Annotated in this window: 25 protein-coding genes and 1 pseudogene; 14 read left to right on the top strand and 12 right to left on the bottom strand. The window is 68.2% G+C overall.

The window, feature by feature from the left end; all coding sequences use genetic code 11:
- Positions 1-171: 171 nt before the first annotated feature.
- The 8 genes and pseudogenes from ACILRB_RS00225 to ACILRB_RS00190 all read right to left on the bottom strand — a co-directional run bounded on the left by ACILRB_RS00225 (position 172) and on the right by ACILRB_RS00190 (position 7463).
- Positions 172-894, bottom strand: a complete 723-nt coding sequence (locus ACILRB_RS00225; protein ID WP_395664290.1) for an ABC transporter ATP-binding protein — start codon at positions 892-894, stop codon at positions 172-174.
- Positions 891-1685, bottom strand: a complete 795-nt coding sequence (locus ACILRB_RS00220) for an ABC transporter ATP-binding protein (RefSeq protein WP_395664289.1) — start codon at positions 1683-1685, stop codon at positions 891-893. The genes ACILRB_RS00225 and ACILRB_RS00220 overlap by 4 nt, the downstream gene beginning before the upstream one ends.
- Positions 1682-2530 carry a branched-chain amino acid ABC transporter permease gene (locus ACILRB_RS00215; RefSeq protein ID WP_395664288.1) on the bottom strand — a complete coding sequence of 283 codons (849 nt, stop codon included), beginning with the start codon at positions 2528-2530 and terminating at the stop codon, positions 1682-1684. The genes ACILRB_RS00220 and ACILRB_RS00215 overlap by 4 nt, the downstream gene beginning before the upstream one ends.
- 2 nt (positions 2531-2532) lie before the next feature.
- Positions 2533-3411, bottom strand: a complete 879-nt coding sequence (locus tag ACILRB_RS00210) for a branched-chain amino acid ABC transporter permease (RefSeq protein WP_395664287.1) — start codon at positions 3409-3411, stop codon at positions 2533-2535.
- A gap of 6 nt (positions 3412-3417) precedes the next feature.
- Positions 3418-4371 (bottom strand): annotated as a pseudogene (locus ACILRB_RS00205) (ABC transporter substrate-binding protein); the annotation flags it as partial.
- A 272-nt stretch (positions 4372-4643) separates the two neighbouring features.
- Complete coding sequence (locus ACILRB_RS00200) at positions 4644-5072, bottom strand: DsrE family protein (RefSeq protein ID WP_395664479.1); 429 nt, start codon at positions 5070-5072, stop codon at positions 4644-4646.
- A gap of 167 nt (positions 5073-5239) precedes the next feature.
- On the bottom strand, positions 5240-6211 hold the full coding sequence (locus ACILRB_RS00195; protein WP_395664286.1) for an MBL fold metallo-hydrolase: 972 nt from the start codon (positions 6209-6211) through the stop codon (positions 5240-5242).
- A gap of 70 nt (positions 6212-6281) precedes the next feature.
- Positions 6282-7463, bottom strand: coding sequence for an L-dopachrome tautomerase-related protein (locus ACILRB_RS00190; protein WP_395664285.1), 1182 nt, complete (start codon positions 7461-7463; stop codon positions 6282-6284).
- A 437-nt stretch (positions 7464-7900) separates the two neighbouring features.
- Here ACILRB_RS00190 and rclC point away from each other — a divergent pair, with 437 nt between their 5' ends.
- Both rclC and ACILRB_RS00180 read left to right on the top strand, forming a co-directional pair.
- A complete protein-coding gene (rclC, locus tag ACILRB_RS00185) occupies positions 7901-8554 on the top strand; it encodes a reactive chlorine resistance membrane protein RclC (protein WP_395664284.1) in 654 nt (217 codons plus the stop codon).
- A gap of 79 nt (positions 8555-8633) precedes the next feature.
- Positions 8634-9122: a cupin domain-containing protein gene (locus ACILRB_RS00180; protein WP_395664283.1), complete on the top strand. Its 489-nt coding sequence runs from the start codon at positions 8634-8636 to the stop codon at positions 9120-9122.
- Between the two features lie 31 nt (positions 9123-9153).
- On the opposite strand, the gene ACILRB_RS00175 is transcribed toward ACILRB_RS00180, so the two are convergent.
- Complete coding sequence (locus tag ACILRB_RS00175; RefSeq protein ID WP_395664282.1) at positions 9154-9645, bottom strand: Lrp/AsnC family transcriptional regulator; 492 nt, start codon at positions 9643-9645, stop codon at positions 9154-9156.
- A gap of 125 nt (positions 9646-9770) precedes the next feature.
- Here ACILRB_RS00175 and ACILRB_RS00170 point away from each other — a divergent pair, with 125 nt between their 5' ends.
- Complete coding sequence (locus tag ACILRB_RS00170) at positions 9771-10712, top strand: DMT family transporter (protein WP_395664281.1); 942 nt, start codon at positions 9771-9773, stop codon at positions 10710-10712.
- 81 nt (positions 10713-10793) lie between these two features.
- On the top strand, positions 10794-12812 hold the full coding sequence (locus ACILRB_RS00165; RefSeq protein ID WP_395664280.1) for an ATP-binding protein: 2019 nt from the start codon (positions 10794-10796) through the stop codon (positions 12810-12812).
- Positions 12813-12833: 21 nt separating this feature from the next.
- On the opposite strand, the gene ACILRB_RS00160 is transcribed toward ACILRB_RS00165, so the two are convergent.
- Entirely contained in the window at positions 12834-13223 is a 390-nt protein-coding gene (locus ACILRB_RS00160) for a response regulator transcription factor (RefSeq protein ID WP_395664279.1), read from the bottom strand.
- 170 nt (positions 13224-13393) lie between these two features.
- On the opposite strand from ACILRB_RS00160, the gene ACILRB_RS00155 reads away from it, so the two are divergent.
- Entirely contained in the window at positions 13394-14083 is a 690-nt protein-coding gene (locus tag ACILRB_RS00155; RefSeq protein WP_395664278.1) for a response regulator transcription factor, read from the top strand.
- 7 nt (positions 14084-14090) lie between these two features.
- On the opposite strand, the gene ACILRB_RS00150 is transcribed toward ACILRB_RS00155, so the two are convergent.
- Entirely contained in the window at positions 14091-14594 is a 504-nt protein-coding gene (locus ACILRB_RS00150; RefSeq protein ID WP_395664277.1) for a cupin domain-containing protein, read from the bottom strand.
- Between the two features lie 642 nt (positions 14595-15236).
- Between ACILRB_RS00150 and ACILRB_RS00145 the strand changes: the two genes are divergently transcribed.
- The 8 genes from ACILRB_RS00145 (at position 15237) to ACILRB_RS00110 (ending at position 22451) form a co-directional block, all read left to right on the top strand.
- On the top strand, positions 15237-16352 hold the full coding sequence (locus tag ACILRB_RS00145; protein WP_395664276.1) for an L-dopachrome tautomerase-related protein: 1116 nt from the start codon (positions 15237-15239) through the stop codon (positions 16350-16352).
- Positions 16349-17137, top strand: a complete 789-nt coding sequence (locus ACILRB_RS00140; protein ID WP_395664275.1) for a glycine betaine ABC transporter substrate-binding protein — start codon at positions 16349-16351, stop codon at positions 17135-17137. Before ACILRB_RS00145 ends, ACILRB_RS00140 begins: the two co-directional genes overlap by 4 nt.
- Positions 17138-17212: 75 nt before the next feature.
- Positions 17213-17719 (top strand): ester cyclase, encoded by a 507-nt coding sequence (locus ACILRB_RS00135; protein WP_395664274.1) that lies wholly within the window; start codon positions 17213-17215, stop codon positions 17717-17719.
- 44 nt (positions 17720-17763) lie between these two features.
- A complete protein-coding gene (gene tehA / locus ACILRB_RS00130) occupies positions 17764-18741 on the top strand; it encodes a dicarboxylate transporter/tellurite-resistance protein TehA (protein ID WP_395664273.1) in 978 nt (325 codons plus the stop codon).
- Positions 18742-19004: 263 nt separating this feature from the next.
- Positions 19005-19685, top strand: a complete 681-nt coding sequence (locus tag ACILRB_RS00125; RefSeq protein WP_395664272.1) for a hypothetical protein — start codon at positions 19005-19007, stop codon at positions 19683-19685.
- A 154-nt stretch (positions 19686-19839) separates the two neighbouring features.
- A complete protein-coding gene (locus ACILRB_RS00120) occupies positions 19840-20664 on the top strand; it encodes a 3'(2'),5'-bisphosphate nucleotidase CysQ (protein ID WP_395664271.1) in 825 nt (274 codons plus the stop codon).
- A 164-nt stretch (positions 20665-20828) separates the two neighbouring features.
- The gene (locus ACILRB_RS00115) at positions 20829-21092 is read left to right on the top strand and encodes a DUF4170 domain-containing protein (RefSeq protein ID WP_395664270.1); all 264 of its coding nucleotides are present in this window, start codon (positions 20829-20831) and stop codon (positions 21090-21092) included.
- A gap of 51 nt (positions 21093-21143) precedes the next feature.
- Positions 21144-22451, top strand: a complete 1308-nt coding sequence (locus ACILRB_RS00110; RefSeq protein ID WP_395664269.1) for a 3-deoxy-D-manno-octulosonic acid transferase — start codon at positions 21144-21146, stop codon at positions 22449-22451.
- Between the two features lie 28 nt (positions 22452-22479).
- Here ACILRB_RS00110 and ACILRB_RS00105 read toward each other — a convergent pair whose 3' ends face one another.
- Positions 22480-22704 carry a DUF2093 domain-containing protein gene (locus ACILRB_RS00105; protein WP_395664268.1) on the bottom strand — a complete coding sequence of 75 codons (225 nt, stop codon included), beginning with the start codon at positions 22702-22704 and terminating at the stop codon, positions 22480-22482.
- Positions 22705-22869: 165 nt separating this feature from the next.
- Between ACILRB_RS00105 and ACILRB_RS00100 the strand changes: the two genes are divergently transcribed.
- The gene (locus ACILRB_RS00100) at positions 22870-23637 is read left to right on the top strand and encodes an alpha/beta fold hydrolase (RefSeq protein ID WP_395664267.1); all 768 of its coding nucleotides are present in this window, start codon (positions 22870-22872) and stop codon (positions 23635-23637) included.
- The last annotated feature ends 29 nt before the right edge of the window (positions 23638-23666 follow it).

Below are 23666 nucleotides of genomic sequence, written 5' to 3'. Positions count from 1 at the left end.
CCGTTTAAGCGCGCCCTGAAAAAATGGAGAGTAGCGCGAGCGGGTCCGCGCATGAACGGGTTTCGCCCGCCATGGTGAACGAAGCCGGCGCGAGCGAAAACGCGCCTCGCCCGACGACGCGTGAAAAGACCGCGGCAGGGTCGCGATCGGTCGCGATCGGCGCGCGCGTCTTCAGCCTCCGCGGCCGAGATAGGCTGCGGAAACAGCGTCATGGCGCAAAAGTTCGGCGCCCGCGCCTTCAAGCACGACACGGCCAAGCTCGAGCACATAGGCGCGGTCGGACAGGGCGAGAGCGGCGTGCGCGTTCTGTTCGACGAGCAGAATCGCCGCGCCTTCCGCGCGCAGGCGGGCGAGGATGGAGAAGATTTCCTGGACCATCAGAGGGGCGAGGCCCATCGATGGCTCGTCGAGCAACAGGAGCTTCGGCGCGCTCATCAGCGCGCGGGCGATGGCGAGCATCTGCTGCTCGCCGCCAGACAACAGGCCAGCTCTCTGCGCAAGCCGTTCCTCAAGACGCGGAAAAAGCGCGAGCGCGGCCTTGCGCCGGCGCTCGGTCTCGGCGCGCCCGGGCGCCAGATAGGCGCCGGCGAGGAGATTTTCGGCGACGCTCATGTCGCCGAAGACCTGTCTTCCTTCGGGCGCATGCGCCATGCCGAGCGCCGTCATTTCATGCGCCCTGCGTCCGGCGACGTCGCGGCCGTCAAGACGCAGTTCGCCGGCGCGCGGCTTCATGAGGCCGCTCAGGGCGCGCAGCGTCGTCGTTTTGCCCGCGCCGTTCGCGCCGATGAGGCAGACGATCTCGCCCCGGCGGACCTCAAGGTCGATCCCCTTGACGACGAGCCCCGCGCCATAGCCCGCCTCGAGCCCGCGCGCCTTCAGCACACAATCCGTCATCGTCCGCGCGCGCCTTCGTCCCGTCCTGCGCCCGCGCCGAGATAGGCTTCGAGCACGGCGCGGTCGCGCCGCGCGTCCTGCGGCGGGCCCACGAAAATGCGGCGTCCAAAATTGACCACGGTGATCTTCTCGGCAAGCCGCATGACGAGGTTCATGTCATGCTCCACCAGCAGCAGCGCGATCCCGCGCGCGCGGACCGCTTCGAGCAGCGTTCGGAGGCGGTCGGTTTCGGCCGGATTCATGCCGGCGGCCGGCTCGTCAAGCAGCAGCAGCTTCGGCCGCAGCGCCAGGGCGCGGGCGATCTCGAGACGGCGCCGGTCGCCGTAGGACAGGGCGCCGGCGCGCGCGCTTTCCCGCCCCGCAAGCCCGACGAAGGCGAGCAGCGCCCGGGCCTCTTCGATCGCCTCGCGCTCCTCGTGACGAAAACGGCCGACGCGCGCCAGAATCTCGGGCAGGCTCGCGCGCAGGCGCGCATGCATGCCGATGAGCACGGTCTCGAGCGCGCTCGCCTCGGAAAAGAGCCGCAGGTTCTGGAAGGTGCGCCCGAGCCCGAGCCGCGCGCGCCGCGCCGGGGACAGCGACTCGATGGCCGCGCCGTCGAAGCGGACGCCGCCGGCGCTCGGCCGGACATAGCCCGAGATGAGGTTGAAGAGGCTCGTCTTGCCGGCGCCGTTCGGGCCGATCAGCGCGTCGAGCGCGTTGGGCGCGACGGAGAGGTCAATTCCGTCGACGGCCGTCAGCCCGCCGTAGCGCAGCGTCAGCCCGGCAAGCTCGAGCAGCGGCGCGCTCATGGCTTCGCCCCGACGCGGCTCATGCGCCACGGCAGCAGCCCATGCGGCATGAACAGCACCGCGACGACGATGATGAAGCCGTTGACGACCAGCCGGAAATCCTGCAACGGGCGCAGCAGCTCCGGCAGCAGGGTCAGGATCGCCGCGCCGGCGAGAGGTCCGAAGGGAGAGCCAGTTCCGCCGAGCAGGGCGTAGCTCAGGATCGCGACGGCGGCGTCGAAGCCGTATTCGTTGGGGCTGATGAAGGACGTGGCGTGGGCGTTGAGCGCGCCGGCGAGCCCCGCCAGCGCCGCCGAGGCGACGAGCGCCGCCATCTTGTAGCGCGCGAGGTCGATCCCGCTCGCCGCCGCGGCCGCCTCGTCCTGGCGGATCGCGTCCATGGCGCGGCCGACGCGCGAGCGCGTCACGAGCACGAGGCCGAGCGTCGCCGCGGCGAGCGCGCCATAGATCAGCGCGAAGCCCGCGCGCTCGGGAATCCCGGACAGGCCGAGCGCGCCGCCGGCGAATTCGGACTGGATGAGGAAGATGCGGAAGATTTCGCAAAGGGCGATGGTCGCGAGCGCCAGATAGACGCCCGAGAGCCGCCGCGTCGGCGCGCCGACAAGGAGCGCGCCAGCCGCCGGCGCGGCCATGGCCAGCGCGAGCACGGCCGGAAAGGACAGGCCGGTATGGAGGCTGAGCAGCGCCGAGACATAGGCGCCAAGACCCATGAACGCCGCCTGGCCGAGCGAGAGCTGGCCGACGGCGAGCGTCGCATAGATGCTGAGCGCGAGCAGACCGTTGACGCCGAGCGCCGCGATCACGCCCTGGTAGGTCCACAAAAAATCGTCGAGCGCGGCCGCCATGCTCAGGCGCGCCTCGCGGCGGCGCGGCCGAACAGGCCCTGCGGACGCGCCCACAGCGTGAGCACGAGCAGCAGGAAGCCCACGGCGTCCTTGTAGAGCGAAGAGACGAAGCCCGCCGTCAGCGCTTCGGCGAGGCCGATGACGAGGCCGGCGATGAGCGCGCCGGCGACGTCGCCGAGCCCTCCCAGTATGATGACGGCGAAGCCCTTGAGGGCCATGGCTTCGCCCATATAGGGCGTGATGGCGTTGTAGAGCAGCCCGACCAGCACGCCGGACGCGCCGGCGATCGCGCCGCACAGGAAGGAGACGCGGCGCATCACGGCGCCCGTGTCCATGCCCATCAGCTCGGCCGCCTCGGGGTTTTCGGCCATGGCGCGCATGGCGAGGCCGGTCTTTGTCGCGCGCAGGACGAGAATGAGCCCGAGCGCGAACAGAAAGGCCGCGGCGAGGATGGCGAGCTGCGCCGGCGAGATCGTCGCCGGCCCGATGACGAACGGCGCGGCGTCGGCGAGGCCTGGGGGAAAGCGGCGGATCTCGGAGCCGAGCAGGGCGGTCATGGCTGAATAGAGCAGCAGCGTCGCGCCGAGCGTGACCATCAGGGAGGCGAGTTCGGGCGCCTCGCGCGCGCGCAGCCGCGCAAGGAACACAAAATCGAGCGCGACCGCGACGACGCCGGTCGCGGCGGCGGCGGCAGGCAGGGCGAGGCCGAAGGGCAGGCCGGCGCGGGTCAAGAACAGCGCGACATAGGCGCCGAGCGAAAAATAGAACCCATAGGTCAGGTTGACGATCCGGAGCACGCCGAACATCAGGGTGAAGCCGAGCGCGAACAGCGCATAGGCGGAGCCGGCGACGAGCCCGTTGACGATCTGCTGCGCGAGCATGGCGGCCTAGTTGAAGATCGCGAATTTGCCGCCGCGCGCTTCGAGCACGAGCACGCCGCTCGTGATCGCCGGGCTGCGGCTCGCGTCGAAGGCGAACGGGCCGGTGACGCCGTCGATCTTCGTCGCCTGCAGCGCCTGCCGGATCGCGTCGCCCGAAAGGTCGGGCGCGGCGGCGAGCGCCGCGGCGACGATCTTCAGCGCGTCATAGGACTGCGCCGCGAACTGGTCGGGATCGACGCCATATTTCGCGCGATAGGCGGCGATGAAGGCGCGGTTCTGCGCGTCCGCCTTGCCGACGAACCACGGGCTGCCGACGATGAGGCCGTCGGCCGCAGGCCCGGCGATCTCGAGCACGGTCGGCGAGTTCATGCCGTTGCCGCCGATGACGCGGGTCGATTCAAGCCCGAGCGCCTTCTTGGCGAGCAGGATTCCGGCGCCCGCGTCGGCGAGGGCCGAGACGACGATCGCGTCCGGCGCGAGGCTCTTGATCTTGGTGAGCTGGGCCGAGAAATCCGTGTCCTTCGCGCCGAAGGTCTCGGTCGCCAGCACGTCGATTCCGAGCTCGTCGAGCGCCTTCTTCATCACGTCATAGGCGGATTTGGTGAAGGCGTCGTCGCGGCCGTAGAGCACGGCGACCTTTTTGACGCCGAGGCGGTCGCGCGCGTGGCGCAGCGTGACCGGGATGACGTCGGCCTCGGGCAGGGAGGTGCGGAACACGAAGGGGCCGATGTCCGGCACGCCGCTGGCGGTGGTCGAGGTGCCGACGATCGGGACCGAGCGCTGGTTGGCGATGGGGCCGACCGCGAACATTTCGGTCGACAGGGTGGGGCCGAGCAGCAGCGGGACCCTGGCGCGGCCGATAAGCTGGCGCGCGGCGTTGATCGCCTGCTCCTTGGAGCCCGCCGAGTCCTCGTAAAGGATCTGGAGCGGCCGGCCCCTGACCCCGCCGGCGGCTGGCGAGGCGCTTGTCGCGGCGCGTCGCCACGCGCCGGAGCTGTTTCAGTCTGTTGAAAGAGCGCTCGACGACCGAGCATGCCGGACGTCCTGGCGAGGCTGGCGTCGACCGCCGGGCGCGCCGCGCTCGAATGGGTCGACGCCTGAAGGCTGACGGAGCCGCCCGGCGATATCCCGCCGGGCGAAGCGGAAGCGGCCACAGGCGGGCCCGGCGCGGTCCAGCAGGATCTGACGTCAAGACGCGCCCGTCGCCGCTCCGCTCCCGGAGAGAAGCTCAATCATTCGGAGATCTTGACATAGCCCTGCTGCGTCAGCTCGATCGTGCGAGACATGGCGTCGGTGTTGACCTTGATGGCCGGAAGGAGGTCCGCATTGCCCCAGCCATGGGCTTTCGCCGTCGCGCCGCAGAGTTCGACACGGACGCCGCGATCCTGGAGATCCCTGACCAACTTCTTGTAGGGATTGCCGGTCGAGATGTTTCTGTCAACGTTGTAGGCGTCGTCATGCAAGGCGACATGACCCGCGTTGGTGTGGAACACTACGATCACGTCGGCGCTGGCTTTCCAGTCGGCGACGTCGCCCGTGATCAGCTGCATGTGAAAGATCGACGCCGGAAGATCGCCCTCGAACGACAGGCTGGCGACGCTAAAGACCGCCTTCACTGCGATCAGGACGACCGGAATATCGATGTTCAGAGGCTTCGCCATGGTGGTCACTCAGATGACTCCTTGTTGGATTCCATCTCCGCCGCCGCGCGAGCGCGCCGAGCCGGCCGGGTTCGCCGCGGCTTGCGCCGGGCTTGCGGCGCGTGCGCGCGACGCGGAGAGATTCGCCGGCTGAAACGCGTAGGGCCTCTCGCGCTCCTGTTGTGTCGTCACACGCCTTCGAAGACGAGCCGTGTGAAAAACGCCGGCGAAATCACCGCCTTGCCCCATTTCTCGTCGAACGCGCTCGTCGGCCGGGCGGCGACGGCCTCGTCAATCGGGCTGTTGCGCTGCTTGAGCCGGGCGACGTTATCGCGGATCGCGACGAGCATGTCACGGTAGGCAATCAATTCCGCCTTCGTGCCCAGAGGCTTGCCGTGGCCGGAAATGGCGATCGTGTCTTTGTTCGCGGTGGCGACGTTGGCGTCCGCTGCGGCGATCATCCCGTTGATGCCGCCTCCCGTCGAATAGTCGATGAAGGGGTAGAGACCGTTCCAGAACGTGTCGCCGCAGTGAAGTATGTTCGACTCGCCGATCATGACGGAAATGTCGCTGTCGGTGTGCGCCGGGCCGTAATGTTTCAGCGAGAGGGTTTTCCCGTTCCGCCTGATCTGCTTCTCGGCGTCGAACACCTCGGTCGGTATCGCGGCGAGCGCCGACGGGTTGAACGTGAAATCCCAGTCCTCGACCCGCTGCGTGGCGAGCATGTGCTTATGCGTGTTGGAGTGGGCGATGATGGCCGCCCCTTGCTGGCTCAACCATTCATTGCCGTCAGTGTGATCGAAATGCCAATGGGTGTTGATGAGCGTGCTGACGGGATCCTCGCTCAGCCGGTTCGCGGCCTCGATGACACGCGGCCGAGTCCCGGTGATGCCGGCGTCGATGAAGACCTTGCCGTCTCCTCCGGTGATGAGGCCGATGTTGCCGCCCGAGCCTTCGAGAACGCTCACATTGTCGCGAGCCTTATGGACCGTGATCTTCGCCTTGGCCGCCTCGTCCCGGAACACGTCGACGAGGTTCCTTGCCTGGGCGAAGGCCTCGGAAGGAGTCAGCCACCCGCCGGTCGCCGCGGCGCTGGTCGCAACGACGCAGCAAAGGCAAAAGCCGCGCCTTGAAAAGAGGTGTTTATTCATCGACGTCATCGACTTCGCCCTTGGCTTCCGGGATGGGGATGGCTGGTTCAGCAAGATGGCGGGCAGCGTCGCGGCGGCGTCACCTGAGCAGCACGGGTCCGGCGTCGATCTTCACGCGGAACAGGCTGTAGGGATGCTGACGAAGATCCCGGCCTTCGTGGAACAGCGGCTGGCGCTGCAACTGGTTGGCGGTGAAGTAGAGATAGCCGTCGGCGCCGACGGAGAGCGTGTCCGGCCAGAGAATGCGCGGGTCATGCGCGATGGTCTTCCATTCGCCGTCGGGCTGGCGCTGGCGAACGCTGTCATGCTTATAGTCGCCGGCATAGACGCGGCCCTTGTCGTCGGTCTCCATGCCGTCCGACGCGCCCTTCTCGCCGAGGTCGACGACGGCGGCGGCGACCGCGGCGTCATCGGCCCTGCGGTCGAGCAGCAGGGCGGTCGGCACGGAATACATGTGACGGCTCGACAGCGGGCAGTAGAACAGCGTCTTGCCGTCGGCCGAGATGGCGACGCCGTCGGAGGCGACCGCAAACGGGGCCGGCGGCTTGCCCTTCTCGCGGATCGCCAGCCGCTCGCCTTCGACCACCGGAATGAAGGCCGGATCGGGCGAGGTCGAGGCGTGGCCGGTCAGCTTGCGCCAGGCTTCGCCCGTCGCGAGGTCCACCACGATGACGCCGCCGGGGCCGGTCACCGAGGAATCCGTGATGTAGGCGACGCCCTGCCTGCCGGCGGAGAGATCGAAGCGGACGTCATTCACATAGGTCGACGGAAGGATGACGTCGGCGGGGAGGACGATGGTTTTCACCACCTTGTCCGAGGCGAGGTCGACGGCGACCAGTTTGGCGCCGCCGGCGATCGGCGCGGCGAACCCCGGCGCCGCCGTGTCGAGAATCCACAGCCGGTTGGCCGGATCGACGACCACGCTCTGCACGCTGAGCAGCGAAGCGCCCGGCTTCGACGGGTCGGCCATGTTGATCGCCGCATCGGGATAGGCCACGACCCTGCCGTCGCGGATCTCCGCGACCGTAAAGGGAACATCGTCGCCCCAGCGCGGGAAGTTCACGAAAATCCGCCCGTCGTGCGACACCGTCACGCCGGTAGGCATGGGGCCGGTCTCAAAAGCGAACACCTGTTCGATGTCCCCGATCGTCGCTTCCGAGGGAAGCGCCGCGCTCGCGGTTTCCGCGGCGGACGTCCTTGAGGCGAGCGGCGAGGCGATCAGGAGGCCGGCTGCCGCCAGCACGGGGCCTATGGCGCTCATCATCTTGCTCCCTGGGTCTGTCGCGCGCCACGTCCATCCGCGAGCGGCGCGGCCATCGGCGGCGTCGCCGACGAAAATTCGCGCCCTTTCGGTCGAGTCGCTTCTCGAACGCTCTCCGGGACAGCGGATGTTTCCGCGGGGACGCGAACCGGACGAAGCCGCGCGCGCGCCTCGCGTCGTCCTGTCCACGCCCGTGGGAAGTAATCATGCCCAGAACGATCGACAAGGTGGAGCGAAGACAAAGGGGAGCCTAGCTATGCCGTATTATAGGTCGTCCATACGTTCGTATGTATGTCCGGGCGGACCCCAAAAACATAGTTTGGCGGAGGATGAAATCGCAAATCGCCGTGAATCTGGGCCATGTGCAGCCACAGCATGCGTGTGGCGCCGCGACTGGCTCGAATTCCGCGACGATGACGCTCATGACGAGATGAAAAATGAATCATATCTATGTCGCTTGTCTGCGGATCGCCGCTGCGCCCCTCTCGTTCAGGATCGGCATCGCCGGAATGAAGATCGCCATTGCGATCATCTTTCTGTGGATCGGGGCGCTGAAATTCGCGCCCTATGAAGCCGACAGCATCACGCCCTTCGTGGCCAACAGCCCGTTCATGTCGTTCTTCTACAACCATCCGGCTGACTACAAGCCGCACCTCACCCACGAGGGCGAGCTGAATCCGGCCAAGCGCGCCTGGCAGACGTCGAACAACACCTATGGCTTTTCGCGCGGCCTTGGCACGGTCGAATTGATCATTGGCGCCATGACCTTGATCGGGCTGTGGAGCCGAAGGATCGGCCTTGTCGGGGCGCTTTTCGCCTTCGCCACGCCCTTCGTGACGCTTTCCTTCCTGCTGACGACGCCGGAAGCGTGGACGCCGGCGCTCGGCGACGCCGAGCACGGATTCCCCTTTCTCTCAGGCGCCGGGCGGCTGGTGTTGAAGGATGTCGCGCTGCTGGCCGGCGCGTGGCTCGTGCTCGGCGACACCGCGCGCTCGCTTCTGGCCGAGGCCGCCTCGCCCGAAGACCCTCGCCAGACGCAGGGCGGAGAGCGGCCGTCGAAATCCCGTCCGCTCTCGATTGCAGCGCCCTGACGGGGCGGGCGCGTCGTCGACGCCGATCAGAAACGCCCTCATGCGCGCGCTTCTCCGCCACCTTGCAGGAGTCTTTCTTATGACCGCCACAATGTCGCCGGGAGCTGGCGCCTTCGCCGAGACCCTGATCGCGCCGACGCTCTCGGGACCGCCTGCCGTGACCGACGCGCCGGGGCGGGGGATCATTCCCGGCGTCAGCGGCCATATGGCGGCGGCGCCGACGCTGTACGAACTGGACAAGCAGCCCGTCGAGCAGATTTCGCCGTTCGTCCAGCGGCGATATCTCAGCGGCGCCCAGTCCACCTTCGTGAAATGGACCGTGAAGAAGGGCGGCGTCTTCGCCCTTCATCATCACAGTTATGAGCAGATCACCTGGATTGTCGAAGGGCGGTGCGAGGTCTTTTCGCAGGGCCGAAAGTTCATCATGACCGCCGGCGCCGTGCTGGTGATCCCGCCCAACGCGCCGCACGAATTCGTCTGCGTCGAAGACACGATCGACATCGATTTCTTCGCGCCCGCGCGCCAGGACTGGCTCGACGGGGCGACCTCGGCCGCGGCGCCGCGCTAGGACGTTCCCGCGCGACGACGCTTCGGGATCGTCACTGGCGATGAAGGCGTCGCGTTGGAAGAGCCGTGGTGTATTTCACCTGATCGAGCGCGAAGCTCGAACGGATGTTGGCGACGCCGGGGATCTGCGTCAGGCAGTCCAGCATCAGCGCCTGATATTTGATCAGATCCTCGATCACCACGCGCAGCAGGAAGTCGGCCTCGCCGGTCATGAGATAGCATTCCATGACCTCGGGCCGTCCGCGGATCGCCTGAATGAAGGTCTCCAGCGTCTGCTTGTCCTGCCTGGTCAGGGTCACATGGACGAACACGTTCACGGCCAGACCCAGCTTGAGCGGATCGACCAGCGTCACGGCGCCGCGTATCACCCCCTCGGCCTTCATGTCCGCCACCCTGCGCCAGCAGGGCGAAGGGGACAGTCCGACACGCTCGGCGAGTTCGGCGTTGCTCAGTTCGCTGTTTTCCTGAAGCACCTCGAGGATGCGCAGGCTCGCTTCATCGAGAATGTCAGATGATTTCGGCAAGAGTTTCCGCCCTATTTCCGCAAGTGGGTGAAATTATCCTAAAAAGGCGGAAATCTGAAACAGAAAGGCAAGATATTTCGTCGGGCTGCGCATAGAGTTCGCGCATGGCCGGAAGGAGTTTGATCATGAGCCTCTGTCAGGACTGCGCGCCAATGAAACGCCTCGCGCCGCGGCTCGGAGCCCGCGCCGAGACATTCGTCTGGCTGGCGGTGATGGTGGCGCTCTGGGGGCTGAGCTGGCCGGCGACCAAGCTGGCGCTCGGGACCGTGCCCCCGCTCTGGCTCGCGACGCTGCGCTTTGGAACCGCCGCCGTCTGCCTGTTCGTGTTCGTCGGCGTCAGGGGCGGGCTCCGCATTCCGCGCAGGCCCGACTGGCCGATCGTCGCCAGCATGGGCCTGTTGCAGATGATGGCCTTCACCGGCCTCGGCATGATCGCCATGACCCACACCGACACGAGCCGCGCCGTCCTGCTCGCCTACACGACGCCGCTTTGGGCCGTCGCCATGAGCTGGCTGCTGTTTCGGCTGCGGCCCACCCGTCGCCAGCTGCTGGCTCTGGCGGTCGGCATGTCGGGCGTCGCCGTCATCTGTTCGCCGCTGGAGATGGATTGGTCGAGGCCGGCCACGCTCGTCAGCGCCGTCTTCCTGTTGATTGCGGCGATCTGCTGGTCGGTCGTCATTCTTCACATAAGACGGCATCAGTGGAGCGCCTCGCCGCTTCAGCTCGCGCCCTGGCAGATGCTGATCGCCGCCGTGCCGCTCGCCGGCTTCGCCTATGCGCTCGAGGGGCCGCCGACATCGATCCCGGTCGACGCCCGGCTGCTGGAGCTGCTCGTCTATATCGGGCCGGTCGCAACCTCCGCCTGTTTCGTCATCTCGGCGGAATATGGACGCCGGATCACCGCGTTCGCCATGTCGAATTTCACGCTCGGCGTGCCTCTCGTCGGCGTCGGCGCGTCGGTCGCGCTTCTCGGCAGCCGGCTCAGCGTCGCCTTCGTCGCGGGGCTCGTCCTCGTCATGGGCGGCATGGCCCTCGCGGCCCTGCCGGCGCGGCCTCGGCCGACATGATAAGCTTTCACCATGAGCTTTCGCCGGCGGCCCCTTGCCGCAGGGGCCGCCGGGACGCTCGCGGCGGCAGGGATTTGTCAGATGTCTTCAGACCCCGGCGTCTCCGCTGACGTCGCTTCAGCCCGCAAGAGCGCCACGCAGGGCCAGATCGCTATTGCGGGGATCGCGCTGCTGCTGATCTTCGCGATCGGCGGCGCCCAGAAGGCGACGGGCGCGGTGACGTCGCTCTATGCGGCGCCGCTGATGCTCGTGGCCGGCGTCGTGAGCCGCCGTGCGCTCGCCGGCCTTGCGGCGCTGACGGCGCTGCTCGTGTTCAGCCCGCTGTCGCGGCTTGTCGGCGGCGCGGCGTCCGAACCGCTTGATCTCCCCGCCCTGTTGAGCGGCGGCGTCACCGTGCTGGCTGTGGGCGCGCTGCTATGCTGGCGCGACCGCGAGCGCCGGGACTCCGCGCGCCTGCGTGACGACAACGCCCGCCTGCGGCGCTTCATCGACCTCGCGCCCGCGATCTTCTGGACCGTGGACGGCGCGGGGCAGGTTCGTCTGTTCAACGACCGCCTCGCGGCGCTGACCGGGCGGCGCAACGCCGATCTCATCCAGATGCCGGACTGGCTGCCTCTGTTCAACCCGGCCGATCACGCGGCGCTGTCGCGGTTCCGGGCCGAGCCGATTGCGCATGACGACGAAAAGACCGTTCAGGCGCGCCTGCGGCGCAGCGACGGCGGCGAGACGTGGCTGCTGCTGATCAAGCGCCGGATGGTCGATCCTGTTTCGGGCCAGACTGAATGGATCTGCGGCGCGGTGGATATCGACGCGCAGATTCGCGCCACTCAAGAGGCGGCGCGGCTGAACGCCCGGCTGGCCGATCTTGTGGACCAGCGCGCCGCGCTCGCCGAACGGGCGGAGATGCGCTTCCAGTCGCTGTTCGACCTTTTCAACATCGCCTGCACCGAACAGCGCATCGACGAGGCGAAGCGGCTGGTCGACGAGGCCAAGCGGCAGGGGGTGAGCGACTTCTACGATTTCCTCACCCACCATGAACAACGTGTCGAGCAATGTCTCGACAGCATTCGCTGCACGGCGTTCAGCCAGGCGTTCGTCGGGATGATCGGCTATGCGAGCGCGGCCGAGTTGCAGGCGTTGCCGCTGGAAAGCCGGCTGGAGGGCGCGCGCCAGGTCCGGCTCCTGCAATTGCAGGCGATCTTCGAGGAGCGCCGGCAGTTCACTACAACCGGCGTGCTGATCGCCCGCGACGGACGGCGCATCCCCGTCGCCCTGGGGGCGAGCATACCGGCCGACTGGTCGACGGCGTTTTTCACCCATATCGACATCACCGAGCAGGTGCAGGCCCATGAAATGGCGCTGGCGGCGCAGGACGAACTGGCCCGCGCCAACAGGGCGGCGACCATCGGCGCGCTGTCCGCGACGATCGCCCATGAACTCAACCAGCCGATCGTCGCGGTGACCATCGACGCGCAGACGTCGTTGCGCTATCTCGACGCCGACCCGCCGAAGGTCGCGCAGGCCATGGAGACGATGGGGCGGGTGGTGAAGAACGCGGAGCGCGTCAGCGCCATCGTCCGACACACGCGCGAACAGCTGGTGCGCGGCAGCCGGCCGCTGGAGCGCGTCGACCTCTGCCAGATCTCGCGCGAGATGAAGGCGCTGCTCGATCGCGAGCTCGCCGCTCGCCACACGATCCTGTCGGTCAAATGCCCCGCGAGCGCGATTCAGGTCCTCGCCAATCGGGTGGAGCTGCAACAGGTCTTCTCCAATCTGATCGGCAACGCCGTCGACGCGATGGCCGAGCAGGCCGGCGCGCGGACAATCGACATCGTGATCGGGCTTGTCGGGGAGGACGAGGCCAGCGTCGAGATCGCCGATTCCGGCCCCGGCGTCGGCGAGGCGGAGATGAACCGGATCTTCGATTCATTCTTCAGCACCAAGCCAGACGGCATCGGCATCGGGCTTCAGATCAGCAAGGCGATCGTCCAGTCGCTGGGCGGCCGCCTGAGCGCGAGCAACCGGCCGACGGGCGGCGCGGCGTTTCGCTTCACGCTTCCATTGAAAAGCGAGGCCTCGCCGGAAACGGAGGCGTTCTGACGCGCCGCGTCGGGACGCGGGTCAGGATCCGCCGGTCACATGTGCGACATGGGAGACGAGGACGGCCGGATCGAACGGCTTTTCAAAGACGCGGGAAACGCCAAGGTCGGCGGCGCGGTCATTGATGGCGACGCTGACGAAGGCGGAGATGAGCACGAACGGGACGGCGCTGCGCCGCGATTTCAGCTCGCGGGCAAGTTCAAGGCCGCTCATGCCGTTCATCACATAATCTGAAATGATGCATGCGCTGTCGATGTGACGTGCGTCGCGTAGAAAGTCTTCCGCGGATTCGTAGCAATTTGCGCGAAATCCGTGGCTTTCGAACAGGTCGGCGAGCGCGACGCGGATATCGACATCGTCGTCAACGACGGCGACGATTGGCGATAGGTTCGCGTCGAGTGGAGCTTTCATGTGCTCTGTTTGCGCCTGATTGTGTCGTCATGCTAATTAGAGCACGCGAAGCGCGCGATCGATCACTATACTCGGGTATGTTCAGCTACTGTTGCCGAGGGCTGTTCATGCCGTATTATGAATGCGTTTGACCGGGCGCAGGGCGTCCGACGCTGCTTGGGGTCGTGATCATGAGTGGCTTGCCGCAACCGCTTGCCGACGACGAGGCTTCGCTGGAATCGGAGGCCCTTGAGGTCGTCGTCGTCGATGACGACGAGGCCGTTCGGAGCTCACTTGAGGAATTGTTCATCTCGGTGGGGCTGAGAGTGCGGTCCTACGGCTCGTCGCAGGCGTTTCTGACGGCCGGGATTCCACAGGGGCCGTCATGCCTGGTGCTGGACGTCCGGCTGCCCGAGGAAAGCGGGCTCAAGCTGCAGGAGCGGCTGAACGAACACGGCGTGCAGCTTCCGGTCATTTTCATCACCGCCCATGCGGACGTGCCGATGTCGGTGCGGGCCATGAAGCACGGCGCGGCGAACTTCCTGCCGAAGCCGTTCCGCGATCAGGAGCTGCTCGACGCCGTCTGGGAAGCGCTGCATGCGGAGGCGGCGCGCCATCGTCGCCGGCATGTCGAAGACGGCCTCAAGCGGCTCGCCCAGACGCTGACGCCGCGTGAAATCCAGATCCTGAGGGCCGTCGACCGGGGGCTGCTCAACAAGCAGATCGCGCATGAACTCGGCATCGCCGAGATCACGGTCAAGATGCACCGCAGCAACGCGTTTCGGAAGCTCAAGGCGAAGAGCGTCGCGGACATGATCCTGAAGATCCGCTCGCTCGATCTCGACGGGCTTGCGGAGCCGAAAGGACCGGCCAGGCGATAGGCGGCGGTCAGCTTTCGGCCCGCGAAGGATCGCCGAACGGCCAGGAGGGCTGGTCCGCCGCCGGCCCCGTATAGCGGATCATCAGCTGGACGCAGGGCGCGTCGCCCGTCTGGCCCGAGCGATGGCCGCGCCGGCCGTCTGTGCCGACATCCTGTCCCCAGTGGAGTTCGCCCGGCCCCATTTCAATCCGCTGGCCGGCCGCGGTCTCGATCCACCATCGCCCCGACAGCGCCAGCACCCATTGCCGCGCCGGGCTTTCATGCCATTCGCCCACCCACCCCACCGGCAGCACGGTGAACCACGCCTCGGTCGGCGCGCCGCCGAAACGGCGCAGCCAGAGCGCGGCTGAACCGCCGCCGAGACTGCCGCTAGAAAACCCCGACAGTTCGTCGAAGGCGAGCGCGCTCCGGCCGGAGGAGTCGGCGCGCAACGCCATGAAGGTGAGGGAGGGCGGCGTCGCGGGGGCGCGTCCGTCGTTGGTCGCGACGCCGAGCGTCTGTCCTGGCTTCATGGCGTCGTCCCGCGCTGGCTTAAGGGGCGTGAACCGGCGGACCACGCCGCCGGAAGCTTAAAACAGGCTAACCTTATCGGGCGCCGCTTCGCGACGTAACCATACGCATGGGACGACGGAACCCATACCGCAGTATGATACCGGCCTACTTCGCAAATACGTAGCATGTCGTGCCTCATCTGAGACTGCCCAATCTATTCTTGGCGCGATATGTCGAACGGATGCCTGAACATCAGCAAGTCATTCCTGGGCTTCCGCGGGGCGCGGATCGCCCTGGACGCCGTCGCGGAAGCGGGCAGGGACGCGCTCATCGCCGCGCGCTCGCCGCCTAGCTGATCTGCGCGACCTTCGTCCCGCGCGCCCGGCGCAACGTTTTTGGGTTGAAGGCGTCACCATGAAAGCCGTGGGTTTCCACCAGCCGCGTCCCCGCGATCTGCTGGCGAAGGTTCGGGCGACCTCGATCCATCCCGCCGACGTGAAGATTCGCGCCTGCGCGAGGCCTCCTGCGGGAGCGGCGCGCATACTCGGCTCTGACGCGGCCGGCGCCGTCAATGCGGGCCGTCTGCGCAGGCGCACGCCTTCGTCGAGCGCGGCGAGGGCTTCGGCAAGGCGGCGCCCGAAGGATTTTGAACTGGAGACGCCATGAACTGGACAACCGCCGTTTCGATGCTCGCCATGCTGCTGTGGGTAGGGACCGTGAAAGTTGATGCGGCCGCCGCGGCGGAGACGGCCTTCGCGCCGGCGACCCTCACGACCGCCGCCGAAAGCCGCGAAATGATCTGGAACGCGGTCGCCGTCGACCGCGGCCGGATTTTCGTCGCGGGTCCGCGCTGGACCGGATCAAAAGGGCCGGCGCTGGCCCTGATCGACGCCCACGGAACGGCCCGGCCCTATCCGTCCGTCGGGTGGAACGGCTGGACGCCCGGCGCCGACGACCGAACCGCCTTCGTCAACGTCAACGCGATCCATCTCGACGGCAGGGGCGGGCTGTGGGCGGTGGACACGGGCTCGCCGGAGTTCGGCGGCGATCCGCTGCCGGACGCGGCCAAGCTGGCGCGCGTCGACCTCGCGACCGACACGGTCGACCGGGTGATTCCTCTGGGGCCAAAGGCGGCGCTTCCCGGCAGCTATATCGACGACATCCGGTTCAACGGCGACCATGCCTATCTGACCGACGCCGGCCGGCCAGGCCTGATCGTGCTCGATCTGCGCGACGGCTCGACCCGCCGGGTTCTGGAGGGACATTCCTCGACGACCGCCACGCCCGGCCGCGACATCTTCCTCGACGGCGAGGCGTTGCGCGGGCCTGACGGCACGCTCGTCCATGTCCACAGCGATCCGCTCGAAGTCTCGCCGGACGGGCGCTGGCTGTACTATGGGCCGCTCGAAGGGCCGTGGTCGCGCGTCGAGACGCGATATCTCGACGACGCCGCTCTTTCGCCGGACGAGCTCGCGGCCAAAGTCGAGCCATGGGCCGACCTGCCGCCCGTCGGCGGCACGGCGATGGACGCGAACGGCGACCTCTACTTCACGGACCTCGCCGCGAACGCGCTGCGCAAGCGCGCAGCCGACGGCGCCGTCACGACGCTTCTCGTCTCGCCCGACCTGCATTGGGGCGACGCGCCCTTCATCGACGCCAAGCGGGTTCTCTGGCTGCCGGCGCCGCAGATCGACCGTGCGGCCATGTTCAACGGCGGCGTCTCGCGCATCCGCTGGCCGGTCAAGCTTTTCCGTCTGCCGCTGGAGATCAAGCGATGAACACGACCATCCGTCTCGGTCACATCGACCTGTCCTTTCATGCCGCCAGCGCCGCGGTCGTGCAGGCCGTCATGCAGGACCATGGGCATGAGGCGATCACCTCCGCCGCCCCGCATGAGGAGATGTTCCGGCGCATGGGGCGCGGCGAGGTCGACATGCTCGTCTCCGCCTGGCTGCCGGCGAGCCACGCGGCCTATCTTGCCCCGTTCGAGAAGGACGTGCGCAAGATTGTGGCGCTCTACCGTCCCTATTGTCTGTGGGGCGTGCCGGACTTCGTTCCCGCGTCCGAGATCGCGACGGTTTCCGATCTGCTGAAGCCCGTCGCGCTGGAGCGGATGGAGCGGCGCATCCAGGGCATAAATCCGGGCGCCGGCATCAGCCGCTTCTCCAAGGCGATGGTCGAGCAGTACGGGCTTGCCGCCGCCGGCTATCATTTCGAGCCGGGCACGGAGGAGGAGTGCTTCGGCGCCTTCGAGCGCGCGGTCGCGGAGCGGCGCTGGATCGTGATTCCGCTCTGGAGCCCGCAATATCTCCATCACACTCACAAGATCCGCGAACTGAGCGATCCGAAGGGCCTGCTCGGCGGCACGGATGACGCGACGCTGATTCTTCGGGAGGACGCGGCGCCGCGTGTCGCGCCGTCCGCTCTGGCGGCGCTTGGGAAGCTGCGACTCGGCAATGACGTCGTGACGGCGCTCGATTATGCGCTGCGTGTGGAGGGCCTCACGCCGCTCGACGCCGCGCGCGCCTGGCTTAAGGGCGATCCCGCCGCCGGGGCCCGATGAAAACCTTCGTCCGTCGCGCCTTTTTCGAAAGAGCTTCCCATGTTTCGCATTCTCTTCGCCCTCATGGCGGCTATGATGACGGCTCCGGCGATCGAGTCCGCCCGTGCGGACGAGCCGAAACTGATCATCGACGAGGTCGTCGTGGCCGACGCGGTCGATGCGGCGAGGCTTGAACAGATCAAGATGGCGGCGCGTCATTTCTACCAGTTCTGGGACACCGGCGATCCGACGCGTCTGAACGACGCGGCGGCGCGCGACTTCACCGATCACACCCTGCCGCCGGGCCGGCCGCAGGGACCGGACGGGCCCGCCTTCGCGTCGCGCAGTTTCCGGGCCGCGGTTCCCGACCTCCGCGTCGAGATCCGCAAGATGATCATCGCCGGGGATTATGTGACCGTTCACATGGTCTTCACCGGACATTTCACCGGCCGTTTCGGCGATGCGTCGGGACAGGGGCAGAAGATCGAGTTCATCGCCACCGACCTGATTCGCGTCAGGAACGGGCGTGTCGCCGACAACTGGCATGTCGAAGACAATCTGACCCTGCTGCGGCAGATGGGCGTGGCGCGGCTCCTGCAATAAGGCCGCGCCCGGTCGCTTCCTGCGAGACATCGGCGAGACATTGGATGAGCATGACGATCCGCCTGCCTGTCGTTCCGGCCTCCTTCTTCGGAATGGTGCTCGGGCTTGCCGGTCTTGGAGGAAGCTGGCGGGCGGCGCATTCAGCCTGGGGGCTGGCGTCATGGCCGGGCGAGGCGCTGATGGCGCTCGCGGCCGTGGTCTGGGCCGTTCTTGTCGTCTTTTATGTCGGCAAGTGGATCGCTTCGCGCGCGGCGGCGCAGGCCGAGATCGTTCATCCCGTTCATTGCTGCTTCATCGGCCTCGTCGGCGTCGCCACCATGCTGGTGGCGGGGGGCGCGGCGCCCTATTCGCATGTCGTGGCGCTGCTGCTCTACATCGCCGGGGCGGCGTTCACCCTCGTCTTCGCCGTGTGGCGGACGGGAGGATTATGGCTCGGCGACCGCACCGTCGAGCAGTCGACGCCGGTGCTTTATCTGCCGACCGTCGCGGGAACCTTCGTGGTCGGCGCGGTCGGCGCCGGGCTGGGTTTGGGCGACATCGGCCAGTTCTTCTTCGGCTGCGGGCTTTTCGGCTGGCTCGCCATCGAGTCCGTGCTGCTGCACCGCCTGCTGACCAGCCCCGCCATGGCGAGCGGGCTGCGCCCGACGCTCGGCATTCAGCTGGCGCCGCCCGTCGTCGGGGCCGTCTCCCTGATCGCCGTCGCGCCGTCGGCGCCGCCGCTCTTTGCGCATGCCCTGATCGGCTACGGCATTCTGCAGGCGTTGGTGCTGCTGCGGCTGCTGCCATGGATCCTTGAAGAGCCGCTGGCGCCGTCCTACTGGGCCTTCACCTTCGGCGTCACGGCGCTGGCGACGGCTCCGATCCGCCTTGTCGCGCTTGGCGACAAAGGGAGCGTCGTCTGGCTCGCGCCGATTCTCTTCGTCTTCGCCAATGTCGCGGTGATCGCGGTGGCGGGCGTCACGGTGCGCCGGGCGTTTCAGGGTCGGCTCCTGCCCGCGGCGACAGGTCCAATCCTGAAATAGCGGCGGCCGCGTCGCTCAAGAATGTCTTCCGTGCGAGGGCCAAGGGCCGGTTTCGCGGCGCCCGGGTCCACGACCTTCGCATGACCGCGGTCACACGCGTCGGGCCCGAAAGGCCGGGTCATTTCACCCAATGCGGCCGCGGCGGGCGGGCGCCGCGCTTTCCGCCGGAACCTGTTCAATTTCATGAACGTTGACCGGAAAACCGCCATTTGGGCGCAAGCCCCGCAGACGCGCCGGGAAAAGCGCGCAGGATGGAGACCGCCATGTCAGGTTCAGGCTTGTCACGTTTAGGCGCTCTGGCCGGCGCGGCCGCGCTTTCGGGCGCGCTCGTCGCCGCCGTGCCGGCGACGTCCTTCGCGCAGGGGTTCCACGGCGGCGGCTTCCACGGCGGCGGCTTCCGCGGCGGCGGCTTCGGCGGCCATGCCGGCGGCTGGCGCGGCGGCATGGCGCATCCGGGCTGGAGCGGCGCGGGCCCGCGCTGGAACGGCGCCGGCTGGAACAGGCCGGGCTGGAACAACGCCGGTTGGAACAGGCCAGGCTGGAACAACGGCGGCTGGCGGACGGGCTGGAACGGCGGCTGGCATGGCAATTACAATCGCTGGGCCGGATGGCGGCGCGGCTGGGGCTGGAACTACGGCCCGAGCTGGGGCTGGGGCTGGGGCGGCGGCCTCGCCGGCCTGGGGCTTGGCTACGGTCTTGCCGGCGGCTGGCCTTATGACAGCTACTGGAGCGACTACGGCTATGCGCCCTATGGCTATGGAAGTTACGCCTACGCCCCCCAGACCGCGCCGCTCGTGACCGGGCGCAGCGTCTCGACGGGCGCGATCGGCAATCATTGCGCGACGCCCGTGCGCACCTGCCAGCTCATCAACGCGTCCTATGTGGGCGTCGGCTGCTCCTGCAAGGTCAGCGGCGGCCGGGCGCGCGGCTCCGTGACGCCTTGACGCAGGCGGGCGCGGCGGGCCGTCGGCTCGCCGCACGCCTTCATGTGCGCCAGCGCACGTGAACGTGGCCGGAGAAATGCTTGTCTGCCGCGCCGCAGCGCGATAAGCGAGGCGGCGGCCTGAAGCGGCCGGCGCATTTCCCGAGACGAGAGACTTGACGCTTTCTTCGCACGCCGACGATCTGGTGGCTTCGCTCGACGAAGCCGTACGGCGCGCCGGAGACATCGCGCTCGACTATTTTCGCGAGGGGCAGCGCACCAGCGCGGCCGTCTACCACAAGGAAGGCGGCTCGCCCGTCACCGAGGCCGACCATCTCGTCGACGGCTTCCTGAAGAAGCGCTTCGGCGAAATCCTTCCCGAAGCCGGCTGGCTCTCCGAAGAAACCGAGGACTCCCCCGAGCGCCTTTCGCGCAGCCTGGTGGCCGTCGTCGATCCGATCGACGGGACGCGCGCCTTCTCGCTCGGAGACAGGACATGGGCCGTGGCCGTCGCGCTGGTGCAGGACGGGCGCCCCTGCGTCGGCATCGTGCATGCGCCGGCGCTGAAGCAGACCTATGTGGCCGTCAGGGGCGCGGGCGCGCGGCTCAACGGCGAGCGCATCTTCGTGTCGCCGCGGCCCGAACTCGACGACGAGTCGCGCGTCGGCGCGCCCATCTTCCTCGCCGAGGAGCTGCGCCTCGCCGGGCTGAGGTTCAACCTGCAGCCGCGCGTGCCGTCGCTCGCCATGCGCATCGCCTATGTGGCGTCGGGCAGGCTCGACGCCGGCTTCGCCTCCGAAAACTCGAACGACTGGGACATCGCCGCCGCCGACCTCATTCTCGAGGAGGCGGGCGGGCGGCTCGCGAGCCTTGACGACCTTCCGATCCTCTATAATCAGGTCGAGACGCGCCATGGCGTGCTGACCGCCGCGCCGACTCAGATCTTTCCTGCGGTCAATGCGGCGCTGCGGCGCTCGCGCGGGCTCGCGGCGACGCCCTGAAAGGCGTCGCCACAGCCTGTTCCGCGCCCAGTCTGCGATCTTTACGGCCAAGTTTTGGGCAGGGCGCGGCGCGCTCAAGCGCGAGCTTGCGCGTGGCGTGAAATCCGCTTACGCCTCTCGCCGAGGAACGAACCCGATCCCCCAAGAAACCCGTGGGAAACTCGATGAAACGCACGCCCGCGCCTCCCAAGAAGCAGCTTCTCCATTTCGTTTTCGGAGGCGAGCTCAAGGACCTCGAGACCAACGAATTCAGGAATCTCGACGACGTCGAGATCGTCGGCCTGTTTCCCGACCACGCCTCCGCCGTCGCCGCCTGGCGCGCCAAGGCGCAGGCCTCGGTCGACAACGCCCAGGTGCGTTATTTCGTAGCCCATCTGCATCGCCTGCTCGACCCCGAGGAGCACGAGGAGGAAGGCGACCAGGACTGAGCCTCGCCGCCGCGTCCGGCTCGTCGCGGGCGGACGCCGGAGATCCCTTCGATGCTGCCTGGCCTCTACCGCGCCTGCAGCGCCGCGCTCGCGCCTCTTGGTCCGCTGTATCTGCGGCTGCGCGGCTGGCGGCGCGCGGGACGGCGGCCTTCCGCCGTCGCGCGGCGCGCGCAGGAGCGGCTGGGCCGCGCGTCCGCCGCGCGCGCCTCGGGCCGGCTGGCCTGGATCGCCGCGGCGTCCCCGGCCGATCTTGAATCGCTGACCCCGCTCATCGAACGGCTCGCCGCCGCGGGGTTTCATGTCCTTGCGACGACGCGCGACGAATTCAGGCCGGCGCCGCGCCTGCCGCCCTTCGCCCTGCACCAATACGCGCCGCTCGACGCGCCGCGTTTCTGCGCGGCGTTTCTTTCGTGGTGGCGCCCTGACGTCGCGCTTTTCGTCGGCGCGAATTATCCGCCGACGCTGATCGAGGAGACGCGCCGGCGCGGCGTGCCGACGGCGCTCGTCGACGCGGCCATGCCGGCGCGCCTGTTCCGGCTGCTGCGCCGCCTGCCGGGCTTCGCCGGCGCGCTTCTGACGCGCTTCGACCCCTGCCTTGCGCGAAGCCGCGCCGACGCGGACCGGCTGCGCGCGCTCGGCGCCGGGGCCGCGCGCCTGGCGGGCGACCCCGTTTACGACCGCGCGCCGGGCCCGCCGACGCCGCCGCGCTGGCGCGGCTTTCGGCGCGGATCGGGCGACGCCCGGCCTGGACCGCCTTCGCCGCCGACGCGGCCGAGGCCGAGCTTGTCCTCGCCGCCCATCGCGCCGTCTGCGCCCGGCCTCGCCGACGCGCTGCTCATTCTCGTTCCGCGCCGCGCCCGCGCGCCGGACGTGCTGGAGCAGGCGCGGCGGCGGGGCCTGCGCGCGGCGCTTCTCGACGCCGAGAGCGACGCGGTCGAGCGGCCGCCGCAATGCCTCGTGGCGCCCGCGGCGTCGACCGGCGCGCTGCTGCGCGCCGCGCCGGTCGTGTTTCTCGGGGGCGCGGCCGACGCGGCCGAGGGCGAGGGGGCGCTCAATCCGGTGGCCGCGGCCAAGCTCGGCTGCGCCATCCTGCACGGGCCCGACGCCGGCGGCTTCGAGGCCGTCTATGGCGCGCTCGGCGAGGCGGGCGGCGCGGTCTGCGTCGACGGGGAGGCGGCGCTTGCGGCGGAGGTCGCGCTGCTGCTCCATGACGCCGCCGAGATCAGGGAGCAGGGCCGCGCCGCCGCAGAGGCGGTCGAGCGCCGCTCGGGCGCCGCCGCGCGAATCATGCAGGCCCTGTCGCCGACCCTCGCGCATGTCTTCCTGCGGCCGCAGGTCGAAGACGAGTCGGACGGCTGAGCCGGGGCGGAGCCGCCGACCTTTTCAGTCAGCCGCCGGCGCGCGTCGCCCTGAGGCGCAGGAGCTTGGCTTCGGGCCCGGCGTAAGCCTCCTGGAGGTCGACGTTCCAGTAGCGCAGATCCTCGAGGCGGATCGCGACGCCGGTCGCCGCGCAGCGCACGAAGGCGCCGGGACGCAGGATGCGGAATTCGCCGTCGAGATATTCGATCTCCGCTTCGCCAGTCGAGATCGGGCGCCGTTCATAGCGGTTCATCAACTCATGCGCTCGTGGTCGGGAGATAAAAGAAGCCGATAGTAGCGCTGTTGCGCCCGGCGCGCCAGTTCCGCGCGAGGATGAGGCCCCAAGCTCCAGATAAAGCTTTCAATCGCCGCCGCCGCGACTATTTTCGGGCCGGTTTCGACGGGTGACGGAGACATCATGCAGATGCTGGCCGACGGCGGGGCGCGGATCGCCTATGTCGACGAGAAGCCCGTCGGCTTCGACCGCGGCGAGCCCATCGTGCTCATCCACGGCTTCGCTTCCAATCATGCGGTCAACTGGTTCTTCCCGCAATGGGTCAAGACCCTGACCGAGGACGGGCGCCGGGTTGTCGCTTTCGACAACCGCGGCCACGGGCGAAGCGAGAAATTCTATGCGCCCGAAGACTATGACGTGCGCAAGATGGCGCAGGACTGCCTCCGCCTGATCGACGCTCTGGGGCTCGAAAAGCCGGACCTGATGGGCTATTCCATGGGCGCGCGCATCGCCGCCTTCTTCGCCAAGGACCATCCGGAGCGCGCGCGCAGCATCGTGCTCGGCGGCCTCGGCCATCATCTCATCGACGGGGCGGGGCTGCCGCTCGGCATCGCCGACGCCATGGAGGCGACGTCGGCCGACGCGCTCGAATCGCCGAGCCAGCGCATGTTCCGCGCCTTCGCCGAGGCCACGAAAAGCGACCTGCGCGCCATGGCCGCGTGCATTCGCGGCGCGCGCCAGCTTTTGCCGGAAGAGGAGGCGCGCAAAATCTTCACGCCCGTCCTCGTCGCGACGGGCGCCCAGGACGACGTCGCGGGAGATCCGCATCGCCTCGCGGCGATTTTTCCGAACGGACGGGCGCTCGACATCCCCGGCCGCGACCATAATCGCGCCGTGGGCGACCCGGTTTTCAAGAAAGGCGTTTTGACATTCCTGGCGGAGCGGCCATAAACCGGCGCGAAACGGCCGCGCCCGCAGAC

The sequence above is a fragment of the Methylocella sp. genome, assembly GCF_044226135.1.
Taxonomy (GTDB): domain Bacteria; phylum Pseudomonadota; class Alphaproteobacteria; order Rhizobiales; family Beijerinckiaceae; genus Methylocapsa.
This window is presented reverse-complemented; position numbering and strand designations above follow the sequence as displayed.

What these genes read in the sequence shown, in the direction of transcription:
- ACILRB_RS00225 (WP_395664290.1), bottom strand. Translation starts at nt 894, where the DNA reads ATGACGGATTGTGTGCTGAAGGCGCGCGGGCTCGAGGCGGGCTATGGC.
- ACILRB_RS00220 (WP_395664289.1), bottom strand. Translation starts at nt 1,685, where the DNA reads ATGAGCGCGCCGCTGCTCGAGCTTGCCGGGCTGACGCTGCGCTACGGC.
- ACILRB_RS00215 (WP_395664288.1), bottom strand. Translation starts at nt 2,530, where the DNA reads ATGGCGGCCGCGCTCGACGATTTTTTGTGGACCTACCAGGGCGTGATC.
- ACILRB_RS00210 (WP_395664287.1), bottom strand. Translation starts at nt 3,411, where the DNA reads ATGCTCGCGCAGCAGATCGTCAACGGGCTCGTCGCCGGCTCCGCCTAT.
- ACILRB_RS00200 (WP_395664479.1), bottom strand. Translation starts at nt 5,072, where the DNA reads ATGGCGAAGCCTCTGAACATCGATATTCCGGTCGTCCTGATCGCAGTG.
- ACILRB_RS00195 (WP_395664286.1), bottom strand. Translation starts at nt 6,211, where the DNA reads ATGACGTCGATGAATAAACACCTCTTTTCAAGGCGCGGCTTTTGCCTT.
- ACILRB_RS00190 (WP_395664285.1), bottom strand. Translation starts at nt 7,463, where the DNA reads ATGAGCGCCATAGGCCCCGTGCTGGCGGCAGCCGGCCTCCTGATCGCC.
- rclC (WP_395664284.1), top strand. Translation starts at nt 7,901, where the DNA reads ATGAATCATATCTATGTCGCTTGTCTGCGGATCGCCGCTGCGCCCCTC.
- ACILRB_RS00180 (WP_395664283.1), top strand. Translation starts at nt 8,634, where the DNA reads ATGACCGCCACAATGTCGCCGGGAGCTGGCGCCTTCGCCGAGACCCTG.
- ACILRB_RS00170 (WP_395664281.1), top strand. Translation starts at nt 9,771, where the DNA reads ATGAGCCTCTGTCAGGACTGCGCGCCAATGAAACGCCTCGCGCCGCGG.
- ACILRB_RS00165 (WP_395664280.1), top strand. Translation starts at nt 10,794, where the DNA reads ATGTCTTCAGACCCCGGCGTCTCCGCTGACGTCGCTTCAGCCCGCAAG.
- ACILRB_RS00160 (WP_395664279.1), bottom strand. Translation starts at nt 13,223, where the DNA reads ATGAAAGCTCCACTCGACGCGAACCTATCGCCAATCGTCGCCGTCGTT.
- ACILRB_RS00155 (WP_395664278.1), top strand. Translation starts at nt 13,394, where the DNA reads ATGAGTGGCTTGCCGCAACCGCTTGCCGACGACGAGGCTTCGCTGGAA.
- ACILRB_RS00150 (WP_395664277.1), bottom strand. Translation starts at nt 14,594, where the DNA reads ATGAAGCCAGGACAGACGCTCGGCGTCGCGACCAACGACGGACGCGCC.
- ACILRB_RS00145 (WP_395664276.1), top strand. Translation starts at nt 15,237, where the DNA reads ATGAACTGGACAACCGCCGTTTCGATGCTCGCCATGCTGCTGTGGGTA.
- ACILRB_RS00140 (WP_395664275.1), top strand. Translation starts at nt 16,349, where the DNA reads ATGAACACGACCATCCGTCTCGGTCACATCGACCTGTCCTTTCATGCC.
- ACILRB_RS00135 (WP_395664274.1), top strand. Translation starts at nt 17,213, where the DNA reads ATGACGGCTCCGGCGATCGAGTCCGCCCGTGCGGACGAGCCGAAACTG.
- tehA (WP_395664273.1), top strand. Translation starts at nt 17,764, where the DNA reads ATGAGCATGACGATCCGCCTGCCTGTCGTTCCGGCCTCCTTCTTCGGA.
- ACILRB_RS00125 (WP_395664272.1), top strand. Translation starts at nt 19,005, where the DNA reads ATGTCAGGTTCAGGCTTGTCACGTTTAGGCGCTCTGGCCGGCGCGGCC.
- ACILRB_RS00115 (WP_395664270.1), top strand. Translation starts at nt 20,829, where the DNA reads ATGAAACGCACGCCCGCGCCTCCCAAGAAGCAGCTTCTCCATTTCGTT.
- ACILRB_RS00110 (WP_395664269.1), top strand. Translation starts at nt 21,144, where the DNA reads ATGCTGCCTGGCCTCTACCGCGCCTGCAGCGCCGCGCTCGCGCCTCTT.
- ACILRB_RS00105 (WP_395664268.1), bottom strand. Translation starts at nt 22,704, where the DNA reads ATGAACCGCTATGAACGGCGCCCGATCTCGACTGGCGAAGCGGAGATC.
- ACILRB_RS00100 (WP_395664267.1), top strand. Translation starts at nt 22,870, where the DNA reads ATGCAGATGCTGGCCGACGGCGGGGCGCGGATCGCCTATGTCGACGAG.